Origin of the sequence: Pseudomonas canadensis (assembly GCF_000503215.1) — a bacterium.
GTDB classification, from domain to species: Bacteria; Pseudomonadota; Gammaproteobacteria; order Pseudomonadales; family Pseudomonadaceae; genus Aquipseudomonas; species Aquipseudomonas canadensis.
Map to the genome: position 1 here is coordinate 342,809 of NZ_KI628539.1, position 15,016 is coordinate 357,824.

Genomic DNA, 15,016 nt, shown 5'->3' on the forward strand with positions numbered 1-15,016 from the left:
TTAAAGACCCGCAGCCATGGCTTTATCGATCAGCCAGTTCAGCGAGGGACCACGGTCGCTGGTCACTTCCACCGGGCGGCCGGCGTAGGTGCTGTCCAGCGGTGCGTCAGGCTTGATCTGCACGCGGATGTCGGAGGACAGGTCGGCGCTGTTCAGGCTGGTGCTGCTGACGATGGTGCCGGTGCGAATCTGTTCTTCGTCGGCCACCTGGAAGCTCACCGGTGTACCTGGGCGAACGTCGGCGAACTGGCGATAGGTGAAGCGTGCTTCAACATTGGCCAGGCTGCCGCGTGGCACCAGTTGGAAGATCACGTCGCCTTTGTTGGCGTACTGACCGTCGGCGACCATTTGCTGGGCCACCACGCAATCGCACGGCGAGGTCAGGGTGCCAGTCATTTGCTTGCCGAACAGCTCTTCGACCTTGGCCGGTTGCAGTTGGTCTTCGTCCAGGTGGCCCTTGAGCACATCGAGCATGCTGGTGCTGAAGGTGGCGAGCGGCGCGCCTTTGGCGGCGATCGCATCACCTTTGAGCAGGCTTTGCACGGTGCCGTCGCGCGGCATGGTCACGTTCATGCCAGGTACGCTGACCAAGCCGGCCTGGGCATGGCTGACGAAATACATGCCGTACACCGATTTGAAGATGAAACCGAAGGCAGCCAGGCCGACGATGAAGATGCCTGCGCTGAACACCACGGCGCGTAGACGGCCGGCGGCGCTCATGTTGCTACCGCCGTCCTTGACCTTGCGCGCCTTGGTGAAGTTGTCGCGTTGCAGGGTCGCCAGCACGTCGCCCATGGTCACGATATCGCCGGACAAGTGCGAGGTGATCAGGTGGCGCAGGGTGGAAATATCCTGGGGTTCAAGGTTCTGGAACTGGCAACCGGTGCGGCCGGTCTGGCGGTCGAAGGAGCGGATTTGCAGCTCCACGTCCATCGCCAGGCCCAGGTTATCGATCACAAATTGCAGGCGGCCCTTGTGCACTTCGCCGACGGTCAACGGCTGGGTCGAGGTGAAGGCCAGGCCACCGGCGGACAGGTCGATCACCCGGGCTTCGGTCGGCGTACGGTCAGTGTTGAAAAAGCGCAGCTTGGCCGGGATTTTCACGCGGGCATGTTGGCGCTGGGCTTCGGATTCGTGGACAACGTTGACGTTTGCTTGGCTATTCATGGTGTTCTGACTCATAGGTGTAGCTCCTAGTTAATTCAGGCTTGGCTGTCAGACCATCATCAGCAACACGGCGACGAAAATGCTGCCGGCGGAGAAGGTCATGGTCCGAGACGACCAGGTGTTGAACCAACGTTGAAAGCTGGCCAAATCGCGGGTCAGTTTGGTGTCCTGGCGGGTCCAGGACTGTTGATCAAGGCGGAAGAACACGTAGATCTTCACCAGCGCGCCCATGATCTGGTTGTAATAGAGAATCACCGGGTAGGCCGGGCCGATCTTGTGGCCGGAGCACGACAGCAACAGGGTGAGAATCAGGCGGGTGATGCCGATCCACAGCAGGTAAGCGAGGATGAACGCGCCGCCGTACTTGAAGGTGGCGATGATCGCCACGGTCAGGCCGAGCAGGGAGGTCCACATCGACACACGCTGGTCGAACAGCACGATGCTGGTGAACAGGCCGAGGCGCCGCACACCCAGGCCCAGAGCGCGAGAGTTCTGGCGCAGGTTGTTGCCGTACCAGCGGAACATCAGTTTGCGGCTGGCCTTGATGAAGCTCTTTTCCGGCGGGTGTTCCACGGTATTGATCGCGGCGTCCGGCACGTAGAAGGTGTCGTAGCCCAGGCGCATCAGGCTGAACCAGCTGGACTTGTCATCGCCGGTGAGGAACTTGAAGCGGCCCAGGCGCCAGTGTTGCAGCGAGTCGCTTTCCACGTCGGCGATAAAGCCGGGGTCGGTGACCACGCTGGCGCGGAACACCGACATACGACCGGTCATGGTCAGTACGCGCTTGGACAGGGCCATGGAGCACATGTTGATGTGGCGTTGGGCGAAGCGCAGTTTGTGCCACTCGCTCATGATGTAGCCGCCGCGCACTTCGCAGAATTCGTTGGTGGTCAGGCCGCCGACATTGCCGAACAGCTGGAACCACGGCACGGTCTTGCGGACTACGCCCTCGGCGAGCACGGTGTCGCCATCGATCACCGCAACTACCGCTCGGTCATCCGGCAGGTGGCGGGAGATGGCGCGGAAACCGAAGGCCAGGCCATCACGTTTGCCGGTACCGGCGATACGCACGAAGTCGAGCTTCACGTGTTCCGGCGGGTTCATGCGTTCCCACAGGCTTTTCACCAGCAGCTCATCGGACATTTCCACCAGCGAGCAGACCACGGTGGTCGGGAAGCCGCATTCGATGGCTTCACGGATCACCGAGCTGTAGACCTGCGCGGTGGTCAGCGCGTCGATACGGAAACTGGTGACCATCAGGAACACATGGGACGGGTCGGCCGCCTTGCCCAGCTTGCGCACTTTGCGGCGCAGGTGCGGGTAGACGACATACAGGAACAGCATGCCGCGAAAGAAATGCGTAGCACCCATCGAGTAGCGCCAGATACCGACGGCGCCAATCAGGAAAATAAAATTCTTCGACTCCGAGTCGAACGTACTCGCCGGCAGCAGCAGCGCGAGTCCCATCAGCAGGCTGAGAAAGAACAGCCAGCCGGCGGATTGCATCAGTACATGTTTTAACTTGGACATAAGCGTCATCCGAAGGTGATGAAGGCTCCCGGCTGCAAGCGCTGGGGATGGTTACGCTTGCAGCCCGGAACTGGCCGTTGCTGTTACCAGCAAATGCCTTCGGTACGACCGCTCGTGCTGGTGGCCTTGGACATGAAGCCCACCAGGTCGATCACTTGCTTGCCGTGTGGTGCGTTCTGCGCCAGGGCGCGGAACTTCTCATCGCGGTTGCCCAGGATGATCACGTCGGAGTTGTTGATCACGTCGTCGAAGTCCGAGTTGAGCAGGGACGACACGTGCGGGATCTTGCCTTCGATGTAGTCTTTGTTCGCGCCGTGGACACGGGCGTACTCCACGTTGCTGTCGTAGATGCTCAGGTCGAAACCTTTGCCGATCAGCATCTCGGCCAGTTCGACCAGCGGGCTTTCGCGCAGGTCATCGGTGCCGGCCTTGAAGCTCAGGCCCAGCAAGGCGACTTTGCGTTTGTCGTGGCTGGAGACGATGTCAAAGGCGTTCTGTACCTGGGACTCGTTGCTGCGCATCAGCGAGTTGAGCAGCGGCGCTTCCACGTCCAGCGAACTTGCGCGGTAGGTGAGGGCGCGCACGTCTTTGGGCAGGCACGAACCGCCAAAGGCGAAGCCTGGGCGCATGTAGTACTGGGACAGGTTGAGGGTCTTGTCCTGGCAGACCACTTCCATCACTTCGCGACCGTCGACGCCGACAGCCTTGGCGATGTTGCCGATCTCGTTGGCGAAAGTCACTTTGGTGGCGTGCCACACGTTGCAGGTGTACTTGATCATCTCGGCAACGGCGATGTCCTTGCGGATGATCGGTGCGTCGAGTTCTTCGTACAGCGATTGCAGGACATCGCCGGAGGCTTTGTCGAATTCGCCGATAACAGTCATCGGTGGCAGGTCGTAGTCGGCGATGGCGGTGGATTCACGCAGGAATTCCGGGTTGACCGCGACACCGAAGTCGACGCCGGCTTTTTTGCCGGAACAATCTTCGAGGATCGGGATCACCACGTTGGCCACGGTGCCTGGCAGCACAGTGCTGCGTACCACTACGGTGTGGCGGGTGGCTTTATCGCGCAGGACAAAACCGATTTCGCGGCACACAGCCTCGATGTAATCGAGTTCCAGGTCGCCGTTTTTCTTGCTCGGCGTACCAACGCAGATCATCGACAGGTCGGTGTCACGGATGGCTTCGGCGAAGTTGGTGGTACCGCGCAGACGGCCGGTCTGGATACCCTGGCTCAACAACTCGCCCAGACCTGGTTCAACGATTGGCGATTTGCCCGCATTGATCAGGTCAATCTTGTCCTTGGAGATGTCTACGCCAACCACTTCGTGGCCACGGGCAGACAGGCAACCGGCACATACTGCGCCAACGTAACCCAAACCAAATATGCTGATGCGCATCGCATTTACCTCTTTGTCATTGAAGACGTTGTCATTGAAGACGGTATTAATCATGCCAAATAGATGGCGAGTTCATGTTTGCAAGCGTTACTGATGCCACGGAAGTTAGGCGAATAGACGCCGACTTACCGCGTACAGGCATGTTAATTAGTGAGTGACTAACTATTGCACTCAAGTTGTGCGAAACTTGGCCTTGTTATTGGGGCTTGCCCTCAAATGCAGCCGGCCTTCCTGGGGGAAGGTGCCGACGCCAGTGCCGCAGGGTGCAGATAGAGGCTCTAAGCCTTTATTTATCAACACCTTGGGTGTCATCACTGACACATTTGGGTAAGCGCTGCCTTGGCCTGTAGGGGATAGCAATTCATCCTTATCGCCGCCCTCAACTCATATCAGTTGATGATATGACCCATGAGTCAAAGTTGATGGGGCAACTTCGCTACTTCCTTGGGTCGTTATGTAAGTCATCTCTTACAGGAACAGAGAATTTCGTTACCGGTGGTATGAGCCGTGCGTTTAGACGAAGTTCCAGGCCGCTCATCCTGTTTCCGGAAATTTCTTGAAATATTAGGAAAGATGGCACTGGTACTATATTGATAGCACTTGCTATTTGGACCAGTAGTTGTGGGGAGTTGGGAGGGAGAGATAGTTTTGTGCCACTAGTGTTTAAAAAAAGTGGTGCCACTACGAAAAAAAACGACGGATGTCGAGTGAAAGAATTGTTAGAGATGCGTCAGGATGTTTTTTGACGTCAAAATAATGGCGATTAGCGAATTAAAATGCGGTTAAAAATGTGGGAGGGGGCTTGCCCCCGAAGACGGTGTGTCAGCTAAAGATAAGCTGGCTGTTCCACCGCCATCGGGGGCAAGCCCCCTCCCACATTTGTTCATCAGTGTTCTCGGGAGCTTTATTCCGGTGCGTGATCGCGCAAGAACACCAGGTTATCCGGCTTCGACTGCTCCGCATTGAAGCGATAGCCCTGCACATCGAATTCCTTCAGTTTGGCCGGGTCGTTGATGCGCTCTTCGATCACAAAGCGGCTCATCATGCCCCGCGCTTTTTTGGCATAGAAACTGATGATCTTGTACTGGCCGTTCTTCAGGTCCTTGAACTCGGTGTTGATGATCCGCGCGTTCAGCGCCGTGCGCTTGACCGCCGAGAAGTATTCGTTGGAGGCCAGGTTCAGCAGGACGTCATCGCCTTGTTCAGCCAACGCTTCGTTCAGCCACTCGCTGATGCGCGTGCCCCAGAACGCGTACAGGTCCTTGCCACGGGCGTTGGGGAGTTTGGTGCCCATTTCCAGGCGATAAGGCATCATCAGGTCCAGCGGGCGCAGCAGGCCGTAGAGGCCCGAGAGCATGCGCAGGTGGTCCTGGGCGTAGGTGAAGTCGGCGTCGCTGAAGGTCTCGGCATTCAGGCCGGTGTACACGTCGCCCTTGAAAGCCAGCAGGGCCTGCTTGGCGTTGGCCGGGGTGAACGCCGGGGTCCAGCTGCCGAAACGCGCGGCGTTGAGGCCGCCGATCTTGTCGGATACGTGCATCAATTCGCTGATTTGTGCCGGGCTCAGTTCGCGCAATTGTTCGATCAACTCCTGGGAGTGGTCCAGGTACTGCGGCTGGGTAAAGCGCTGGGTCACAGGCGCGGTCTCGAAATCGAGGGTTTTGGCGGGTGAAATCACCATCAGCATGAAGTCGTCTCCTGTAATCGTGGAAGGGATTCTAGGGGCTGGGGCGTTTTGACTCCACCTATGATGGCGATAGGCGTGATCCGCTATGATGGCCGGTGACTCTGGAGAGGGAGACCCCGTGTGCGAATAGCGCTTTTGTTATCGGCATGCCTGCTATGCCTGAATGCCCAGGCAGCGCCCGTCGATGTGGCGAGCCTGGACCGTGGTACCTGGCCCGAAAAGCTCGGTAGCCCGGCGCTGTTCGACGTGGCCTCACGCGCCGAAATCCTCATGTTCACCCACAGCCTGCTGGCCAGTGAGAGCCAGGACGAAGCCGCGCTCAAGCAGCGCCTGGGCCTGAAGATCATCAACCTGTCCGCCATCGACGACCTGCGTCGCCAGCTCTGGCAGCGCTTGCTGGAGAACTATACGTTCGCCCAGCAGAGTTGCGAGGTCGACGCCTCGTTCTGCTATCTGGTAGAGAACATGGACGATCTGCGCGAGCAGGCTGGCAAGTTCGAGGTGAGCGAAGACTCCTTCTATATAGGCTGGGCCAACCCCAGCCATGTGTTCCATGAACGTTATTTGGACGAGCTGCTGCGCAAGGCCGCGCTGTTCCCGCAGATCAGCAGCGAAGTCGCGCGCTTCGGCGACCATGAGCGCAAGGGTGATGAATTCAACGACCGCCTGTTCCTGCTCACCTTCGACGGTGGCCCTGCGCCGGTCAGCGGCAATACCGATTGGCTCACCGACTACCTGCGCAAGCAAAAAATGAACGCCACCTTCTTCGCCCTCGGCAGCAGCCTGCAAACCCGTGTCGAGCGCAGTTCGGTTGCCGATGTGCAGGCGCTGTACCAGGGCCAGTGCGTCGGCACCCAGGGCTGGCAGTATCGCTCCCACAGCCATTGGGTGGAGTGGCAGAGCTCGATCACCCGCAGCGCGTCGTTGGCGCAGAACCTGATGCCGGAAAACTACGTGCCGCTGTTTCGTCCGCCCTATGGTCAACGTCGCGCGGACAGCCAGGGTTTCTTTCAAGCCCAGGGCTTGCAGGTAGCGTTGTGGGACATCGACTCCCAAGACGAACCGGGCAAGCTCAAGGCCGATGAGTCAGCGCAACGGGTGCTGACCTTGATGCTGCTGTGGCGCAAAGGCGTGATTGTGTTTCACGACACCCAGGACAAGGCGCGGGTGGCTTTACCCATGCTGTTGCAGGCGACGGCGCAGAGTGGTCTGGGTTGGCAGGACTGCCGGGAGGCGTTTCGCTGAAGTGCCCGGCCCTGTTGGGGATTAGGCGTTTTCGGGGTGATTTTGTGCGACATTTCGATGCAGGCGGACTTCCGACTTTAGCGGGGTACGGGGGGCTCGGCTAGTGCTATTCGTCATCCTGAAAAATAAACTTCAAAAAAGCGTCAAAGTGCTTTTTTCTGTCACACGTTTTGCGGTATTACGAAGTCAGATCGCCGAACCCTGCAGCACAGGTGGCGTCTTCCAAGACTCCTCAGGTGGGCACTGCGCTTGACGTCACTCAGGTGCAGTCGGTGGTCGAATCGAGGCGCAGCACCGCTCAGGTATTGCGTCGACTGGCTCCCACAAAGGTGACCGAGTATGGATGATCATGGACGTAACCCTTCTTCCGACCAGCCAATCCTTTATGTGCTTGATACCAACGTATTGATCCACGATCCAAACGCATTGCTCAACTTCGAAGAACACCACGTCGCCATCCCGATGATCGTGCTTGAGGAGCTCGACAAACTCAAAAGCGGGCACCACAGCGTTGCCGCCGAATGCCGCCAGGCGATCCGCCTGATCGACAAGACATTGGGCGAAGCGTCGCCGGAGGACGTCGAAGTCGGCGTACCGATCCAGCGCGGCAAAGGCGGGCCCAAGGGCTTGCTGTCGATTCTGATGAGCAAGCGCAGCGAGCCCAACAGCCTCCTGCCGGAGAATCTGAACGACAACAAAATCATCAACCAATTGATCGACCTGCACGCCCGCGACAAGGACCTGCGCGTAGTGCTGGTGACCAAAGACATCAATATGCGCCTCAAGGCCCGAGCGTGTGGGATCGCGGCCGAGGACTACAGTACCGACCAACTGGTCGACGACGTGTCGATGCTGTCCCGTGGTTATCACATGATGACCGGCTCGTTCTGGGACCGCGTCAGCAAGGTCGAAACCCGTCAGGACCATGGCCGCACCTGGCACCAGGTACAGCTGATCGACAACCTGCCAGCCGTGCATATCAATGAATTTATCGTCGACGAACAAGGCTTCGTGGGCTGGATCAAAGAGATCCAGGTCGACAAGCTGCTGATCCTCGACCTGCATCAGGAACCCCTGTTGCACCAGGAAGCCTGGGGCCTGAAACCGCGTGATATCTACCAGAGCCTGGCGCTGTACGCGCTGCTCGACCCGGACATCCACCTGGTCAACCTGACCGGTGCTGCCGGTTCCGGTAAAACCATTCTCGCCCTGGCTGCCGCCATCGAGCAGACCATGGTGACCAAGCGCTATCGCCGCATCATCGCCACCCGCAGCGTGCAGGGCCTGGACCAGGAAATCGGCTTCCTGCCCGGCACCGAAGCGGAAAAAATGGAGCCGTGGCTGGGGGCGATCACCGACAACCTCGAAGCCTTGCACATGGATGACGAAAACACCCATGGCAGCGTCGACTACATCCTCAGCAAAGTGCCGTTGCAGTTCAAATCCCTCAACTACATCCGAGGTCGCAGCTTCCAGCAGAGCCTGATTTTGATCGATGAATGCCAGAACCTCACCCCGCACCAGATGAAAACCATCATCACCCGTGCCGGCGCCGGTTCCAAAGTGGTGTGCCTGGGAAACCTGGCACAGATCGACACCCCTTACCTGTCCGCGACCAGCTCCGGGCTGACTTACCTGACGGAACGCTTCAAAGACTTCCCGAACGGCGTGCACATTGCGCTGCAAGGGGTTCCACGTTCGATTCTGGCTGAATACGCAGAGTCTCACTTGTAAACACTACACACTGCAGGAGCCGGCTTGCCGGCGATGGGGCCCTCGAGGACGCCATCGCCGGCAAGCCGGCTCCTACGCACAATCAGCCGTGCGCAAAATTGACCCACGGGTTTACAATCGATGCTCCTGATCAGGAGTATCCCTGTGCTGACTCATCTCGATTCCCAAGGTCGCGCCCACATGGTCGACGTCACTGACAAGTCCGTGACGTTCCGCGAGGCGGTAGCCGAAGCGCGCGTGCGCATGTTGCCCGAAACGCTGAAAATGATTGTCGACGGCGCCCATCCCAAGGGCGACGTGTTTGCCGTGGCCCGCATTGCCGGGATCCAGGCTGCGAAGAAAACCAGTGACTTGATCCCCCTGTGCCACCCGTTGATGTTGACGAGCGTCAAGGTCGAACTGAGCGCCGATGGCGCAGACTCGGTGCACATCCTGGCGCGCTGCAAACTCTCCGGCCAGACCGGCGTGGAGATGGAAGCCCTAACCGCCGCCAGCGTTGCGGCATTGACGATCTACGACATGTGCAAGGCCGTGGATCGCGGTATGACCATCGAAAGCATTCGCCTTCTGGAAAAGCTGGGCGGCAAGAGCGGGCACTTCAAGGCGGACCACGCATGAGCATCAACGTATTGTTTTTTGCACGTTACGCAGAAGCGGTGGGTTTTGATTCGTTGGAGATGGAGGGCGACTTCGCCACTGTCGAGGCGGTGCGTCTGGCGCTGGCCAGTGACCCGGAGTTTGCAGTGCTCAACGAAACCAGCCTGATGTGCGCGCGCAACGAAGAGCTGTGCAGCCTTGATGAGCCGGTGCAGGCAGGTGACGAAGTAGCATTCTTCCCACCCGTGACCGGAGGCTGATCATGGCCATTCGTGTGCAGGCCCAGGCATTTGATCCCGGTGCTGAAGTCAACGCCATGCATGCGGCCAATGTCGGCGTGGGCGCGGTGGTGAGTTTTGTTGGCTATGTGCGCGATTTCAATGACGGTCTGGATGTTGCGGGAATGTTCCTGGAGCACTACCCCGGCATGACCGAAAAGGCCCTGGCCAAGATCGCAGTGGAAGCCGAGCAGCGCTGGCCGTTGCTCAAGCTGGAAGTGCTGCACCGCATTGGCGCGCTGGAACCGGGCGAGCCGATTGTGTTTGTTGGGGCAGCCAGTGCCCATCGCCAGGCGGCGTTTGATGCCTGCGCGTTTGTGATGGATTACCTGAAGACGCGGGCGCCGTTTTGGAAGAAGGAAAATACCAGTGAGGGCGCGCGTTGGGTGGAGGGGCGGCACAGCGATCAGGCAGCTGCAGATCGCTGGAAATAAACATACCTCTGTAGGAGCCGGCTTGCCGGCGATGACGACCGTGAGAACAGTGCAAGGCTTGAGGCCACATCGCCGGCAAGCCGGCTCTTACAGGGTTTGCGTATTCAGCTTGGGCGTTTGCGTTCTACCGGGCGCAACAGATGCGTCGGCGGCGTCTCGCAGCTGATCTTGCGCCCCAACAGCGCCTCGATCGACGGCAGCTGATACGAGTCATCTTCCCCAGCAAAGCTGATCGACACCCCCGCAGCCCCGGCACGACCGGTACGGCCAATGCGGTGCACATAGTCATCCGGCACTTCCGGCAGGGTGAAGTTGATCACGTGGCTGATGCCATCAATGTGAATCCCGCGCCCGGCCACATCGGTAGCCACCAACACGCGGATCTTGCCTTCGCGGAAACCTTCCAGCGTCTTGATGCGCTTGTGCTGCGGCACATCGCCGGACAGTTGCGCAGCGTTCACACCATCACGTACCAGGCGTTCTTCGATGCGGCGTACTTCATCCTTGCGGTTGGCGAATACCATCACGCGTTCCCAACCGTTGTCGTTGACCAGGTTGTAGAGCAACTTGTACTTGTCGGCACCGGCCACCGCATAGATGTGTTGCTCGACGTTTTCGCTGGCGACGTTCAGCGCTTCGATCTCGACGATGGACGGGTCGGTGGTCCACTGTTTGGCGAGGTTCATCACGTCTTCGGTGAAGGTCGCGGAGAACAGCAGGGTCTGACGCTCGGATTTCGGCGGGGTCTGGCGAATGATCTGACGCACTTGTGGGATAAAGCCCATGTCGAGCATGCGGTCGGCTTCGTCCAGCACCATCACTTCGACCATGTCCAGGTGCACGTCGCCGCGCTGGTTGAAGTCCAGCAGTCGGCCCGGCGTGGCTACCAGGATGTCGCAGTGACGAGCTTCGAGGTGCTTGAGCTGTTTGTCGAAGTCCATGCCGCCGACGAACGTCATGACGTTGAGGCCGGTGTACTTGGTCAGGTCGGCGGCGTCCTTGGCGATCTGTACCACCAGCTCCCGGGTCGGGGCGATGATCAGTGCGCGCGGCTCACCCATGTAGCGCTCTTTCGGCGGTGGTGTCTGCAGCAGTTGGGTGATGATCGAGATCAGGAACGCGGCGGTCTTGCCGGTGCCGGTCTGGGCGCGGCCGATGGCGTCTTTGCCGGCCAGGGTGAAGCCCAGTACCTGCGCCTGGATCGGCGTGCAGTACGGGAAACCCAAGTCCTGGATGGCGTGCATCAGTTCAGGCGCTAGTTTGAAATCGTGGAAGCGGGTCTTGCCTTCCTGGGGCTCGACGACGAAGTCTTCGAGTTTCCATGGGATCACCGGCGGTTTTGGCGCGCGCTCACGGCGCGGTTTTGGGGCCGGTGCGGCTTCTTGTGCCGGTTCAGGCGGTGTCACCGTAGGCGTCTTGGGCTGGGCGACAGGCTCGGTCCGGCCGAGCTGTTGACCGTCATTGCGGCTGCCGGCAGTCGGGGCAGTAGCACTGGGAACAGGCGCGAGCGGCTCGGCCTCGCTTTTGCCGAACATCTTCTTGAGTGCTTCGAGCACGGTGATCTCATTAATTGGTTAAGGAATGTACGCCGGCCAGTGTAATGCAAGAAACGGGCGCGGCGTAGTGCGTCTGTCATACGGCTACATTAATGCCGGTTTTCAGCCCAGGCGTGCGGTCAACCACGTGCCGATATCGCGGATCTCCTCGGGTAACACTTCGTGGCCCATTGGGTATTCCTGCCATGTCACGGTGACACCACGGCTCTTCAAATGCTCGTAGGCGCTGCGGCCCATGGCATTCTGCACCACATCGTCGTACTGGCCGTGCAGGCACAAGGCGGGAATACGCTGTTGGCTGGCGGACAATTCCAGCTCTTCGCTGAAAGTCGGGGCATAGGTGGAGAGGGCGATCACGCCACCCAACGGGCCTTCCCAATTCATAAACGCGGTGTGGAAAACCACGGCGCCGCCCTGGGAAAAACCGGCGAGGAAAATCCGCGACGCGTCTATTCCGGTTCTCTTCTGCACTTCGATCAAATCCGTGACCATTTTGGCCGAGGCTTCCAGCTCTTCCAGGCTGATCGAACGGGCCGGGCTCATGGCCTTGATGTCGTACCAACTGGGCATCTCGTAGCCACCGTTGATCGTCACCGGACGGGTCGGTGCCTGGGGCAAAACGAAGCGGGTGCTCAGCAAGCTTTCCTGCAGCGCTTCGGCCACCGGCAGGAAGTCATAGCGATCGGCACCCAGGCCATGCAACCAGATTACGCAGGCGTCTGCGGGCTTGGTGGGCTGAAGAATCAAGGGCTCGGTCATGTCTGCTCCATTAATGTGCGTGCGCTCCGATTAAGTGCGACGGAACGGTGCGTGGCTTGTCGATCTGTTAAGAGAATGTCGCAAGGCTGAATCTTTTGCACTTGCTCATGGGCCGAAACGGCTCAGCCAGCACTCTGGTACGCGCCTTGCTATGTGTAGGTCGATGTCAGAACTTTCCTGGGACGGTAACACTATCAGTGCCTGCCGCTTGTGGGAAAGAACCTGGAATTACTGCGACAACTTCATGCCGCTTGACCCCAAAAAAAGCCAACACGGGTCAATATCGCCTCATAAGGGTGCGCTGAGGTTCTAGCTCCGACACAACAAGAGCAACTGGAGGTTTGAATGAAGGTATTGAAATCCACCCTGGCCATCGTTTCTGCGGCGGCCGTACTGGGTGCCAGCGGTTTCGCCCAAGCCGGCGCCACTCTGGATGCCGTGCAGAAGAAAGGTTTTGTGCAATGTGGCGTGAGTGACGGCCTGCCGGGTTTCTCGGTGCCGGATGCCAGCGGCAAGATCCTCGGGATTGACGCTGACGTGTGCCGCGCTGTGGCCGCTGCCGTTTTCGGCGACGCTACCAAGGTCAAATTCAGCCAGTTGAACGCCAAGGAGCGTTTCACCGCGCTTCAGTCGGGCGAAGTCGACATTCTGTCCCGTAACACCACCATGACCAGCTCCCGCGACGCCGGCATGGGCCTGAAATTCCCAGGCTTCATCACTTACTACGACGGCATCGGCTTCCTGGTAAACAACAAGCTTGGCGTGAAAAGTGCCAAGGAACTGGACGGTGCAACCATCTGCATCCAGGCCGGTACCACCACTGAGCTGAACGTTTCCGATTACTTCCGCGGCAACAACCTGAAATACACCCCAATCACCTTCGACACCTCCGACGAAAGCGCCAAGTCGCTGGAATCCGGTCGTTGCGACGTGCTGACCTCCGACAAGTCCCAACTGTTCGCCCAGCGCAGCAAGCTGGCCGCGCCGAAAGACTACGTCGTTCTGCCGGAAACCATTTCCAAAGAACCGTTGGGCCCAGTCGTGCGTAACGGCGACGACGAGTGGCTGGCCATCGTGCGCTGGGTGGGCTACGCCATGCTCAACGCTGAAGAAGCCGGTATCACCTCCAAAAACGTTGAAGCTGAAGCCAAGTCCACCAAGAACCCCGACGTTGCCCGTCTGCTCGGTGCTGACGGCGAATACGGCAAAGACCTGAAAGTGAAGAAAGACTGGGTCGTGCAGATCGTCAAGCAAGTCGGTAACTACGGTGAAGTGTTCGAGCGCAACCTGGGCAAGAGCACCCCGCTGGAAATCGACCGTGGCCTGAACGCGCTGTGGAACAACGGCGGCATTCAATACGCACCCCCTGTGCGCTGATCGCTGATGGTTCTGTCACCCGGTGGGCCAACCGCCGGGTGATGTTCTGTTCCATTATTTTCGGGGCATTTCATGCAAAAACAAATCGGCGCACCCAAGCAGAAGCTCAGCTTCAGCGACCCCAAAGTGCGTGCGTGGCTCTTCCAGATCATCACGATTGTGGCGGTGGTCTCGCTGGGCTGGTACCTCTTCAACAATACCCAGACCAACCTTCAGCACCGAGGCATTACCTCGGGTTTCGACTTTCTTGAGCGCAGTGCCGGCTTCGGCATCGCGCAGCATTTGATCGATTACACCGAATCGGACAGTTATGCCCGGGTGTTTGTGATCGGTTTGCTCAACACCTTGCTGGTGACGTTTATCGGCGTGATCCTGGCGACGCTGCTCGGGTTCGTCATCGGCGTGGCGCGGCTGTCGCCGAACTGGATGATTAACAAGCTGGCGACCGTGTATGTGGAGGTGTTCCGCAACATTCCGCCACTGCTGCAAATCCTGTTCTGGTACTTCGCGGTGTTCCTGACCATGCCGGGGCCGCGCAACAGCCATAACTTCGGCGATACCTTCTTTGTCAGCAGCCGTGGCCTGAACATGCCGGCAGCGATTGCCGCTGACGGTTTCTGGCCGTTCGTGGTCAGCATCGTCGTTGCCATCGTGGCAATCGTGCTGATGGCACGCTGGGCCAACAAGCGCTTTGAAGCCACCGGCGTCCCCTTCCATAAGTTTTGGGCGGGCCTGGCGCTGTTCATCGTGATCCCGGCCTTGTGCGCCTTGATCTTCGGTGCACCGCTGCACTGGGAAATGCCCAAGCTGCAGGGTTTCAACTTTGTCGGCGGCTGGGTACTCATCCCTGAACTGCTGGCACTGACCCTGGCGCTTACCGTCTACACGGCAGCGTTTATTGCCGAGATCGTGCGTTCGGGCATCAAGTCCGTCAGCCATGGCCAGACCGAAGCCGCGCGCTCCCTGGGCCTGCGCCCTGGGCCGACGCTGCGCAAGGTCATCATTCCGCAGGCACTGCGAGTGATCATCCCGCCGCTGACCAGCCAATACCTGAACCTGGCGAAAAACTCGTCGCTGGCCGCCGGTATCGGTTACCCGGAAATGGTTTCGCTGTTTGCCGGCACGGTGCTCAACCAGACCGGCCAGGCCATCGAAGTCATTGCCATCACCATGAGCGTGTACCTGGCGATCAGCATCAGCATTTCCTTGCTGATGAACTGGTACAACAAGCGCATTGCGCTGATCGAGCGGTGAG

The 15,016-nt window shown here is 59.1% G+C and carries 13 protein-coding genes; 7 read left to right on the forward strand and 6 right to left on the reverse strand.

Annotated features, from left to right (window positions below; all coding sequences use genetic code 11):
• The 4 genes from U367_RS0124320 to yaaA all read right to left on the reverse strand — a co-directional run bounded on the left by U367_RS0124320 (position 1) and on the right by yaaA (position 5,781).
• Positions 1-1,167, reverse strand: a complete 1,167-nt coding sequence (locus U367_RS0124320) for an alginate biosynthesis protein Alg44 (RefSeq protein WP_028618928.1) — start codon at positions 1,165-1,167, stop codon at positions 1-3.
• A gap of 48 nt (positions 1,168-1,215) precedes the next feature.
• Entirely contained in the window at positions 1,216-2,697 is a 1,482-nt protein-coding gene (gene alg8 / locus U367_RS0124325; protein ID WP_161634133.1) for a mannuronan synthase, read from the reverse strand.
• Between the two features lie 83 nt (positions 2,698-2,780).
• A complete protein-coding gene (locus U367_RS0124330; protein WP_028618930.1) occupies positions 2,781-4,097 on the reverse strand; it encodes a nucleotide sugar dehydrogenase in 1,317 nt (438 codons plus the stop codon).
• A gap of 904 nt (positions 4,098-5,001) precedes the next feature.
• Positions 5,002-5,781 (reverse strand): peroxide stress protein YaaA, encoded by a 780-nt coding sequence (yaaA, locus tag U367_RS0124335; protein ID WP_028618931.1) that lies wholly within the window; start codon positions 5,779-5,781, stop codon positions 5,002-5,004.
• 120 nt (positions 5,782-5,901) lie between these two features.
• Between yaaA and U367_RS0124340 the strand changes: the two genes are divergently transcribed.
• The 5 genes from U367_RS0124340 to moaE all read left to right on the forward strand — a co-directional run bounded on the left by U367_RS0124340 (position 5,902) and on the right by moaE (position 10,069).
• Positions 5,902-7,026, forward strand: coding sequence for a polysaccharide deacetylase family protein (locus U367_RS0124340; protein WP_028618932.1), 1,125 nt, complete (start codon positions 5,902-5,904; stop codon positions 7,024-7,026).
• A gap of 339 nt (positions 7,027-7,365) precedes the next feature.
• The gene (locus tag U367_RS0124345; RefSeq protein WP_003188745.1) at positions 7,366-8,760 is read left to right on the forward strand and encodes a PhoH family protein; all 1,395 of its coding nucleotides are present in this window, start codon (positions 7,366-7,368) and stop codon (positions 8,758-8,760) included.
• A gap of 144 nt (positions 8,761-8,904) precedes the next feature.
• On the forward strand, positions 8,905-9,378 hold the full coding sequence (gene moaC, locus U367_RS0124350; protein WP_028618933.1) for a cyclic pyranopterin monophosphate synthase MoaC: 474 nt from the start codon (positions 8,905-8,907) through the stop codon (positions 9,376-9,378).
• Positions 9,375-9,617, forward strand: a complete 243-nt coding sequence (moaD, locus tag U367_RS0124355) for a molybdopterin converting factor subunit 1 (protein WP_028618934.1) — start codon at positions 9,375-9,377, stop codon at positions 9,615-9,617. Before moaC ends, moaD begins: the two co-directional genes overlap by 4 nt.
• Before the next feature lie 2 nt (positions 9,618-9,619).
• A complete protein-coding gene (moaE, locus tag U367_RS0124360) occupies positions 9,620-10,069 on the forward strand; it encodes a molybdopterin synthase catalytic subunit MoaE (RefSeq protein ID WP_028618935.1) in 450 nt (149 codons plus the stop codon).
• Positions 10,070-10,173: 104 nt separating this feature from the next.
• Here the strand turns inward: moaE and rhlB are convergent, their stop codons facing one another.
• Together rhlB and U367_RS0124370 are read right to left on the reverse strand one after the other, a co-directional pair.
• Positions 10,174-11,625 carry an ATP-dependent RNA helicase RhlB gene (gene rhlB / locus U367_RS0124365; RefSeq protein WP_028618936.1) on the reverse strand — a complete coding sequence of 484 codons (1,452 nt, stop codon included), beginning with the start codon at positions 11,623-11,625 and terminating at the stop codon, positions 10,174-10,176.
• A 102-nt stretch (positions 11,626-11,727) separates the two neighbouring features.
• On the reverse strand, positions 11,728-12,384 hold the full coding sequence (locus U367_RS0124370; RefSeq protein WP_028618937.1) for an alpha/beta hydrolase: 657 nt from the start codon (positions 12,382-12,384) through the stop codon (positions 11,728-11,730).
• A gap of 345 nt (positions 12,385-12,729) precedes the next feature.
• Between U367_RS0124370 and U367_RS0124375 the strand changes: the two genes are divergently transcribed.
• Together U367_RS0124375 and U367_RS0124380 are read left to right on the forward strand one after the other, a co-directional pair.
• Complete coding sequence (locus U367_RS0124375; RefSeq protein ID WP_028618938.1) at positions 12,730-13,761, forward strand: amino acid ABC transporter substrate-binding protein; 1,032 nt, start codon at positions 12,730-12,732, stop codon at positions 13,759-13,761.
• A gap of 72 nt (positions 13,762-13,833) precedes the next feature.
• Complete coding sequence (locus U367_RS0124380; RefSeq protein WP_016978214.1) at positions 13,834-15,015, forward strand: amino acid ABC transporter permease; 1,182 nt, start codon at positions 13,834-13,836, stop codon at positions 15,013-15,015.
• The last annotated feature ends 1 nt before the right edge of the window (position 15,016 follow it).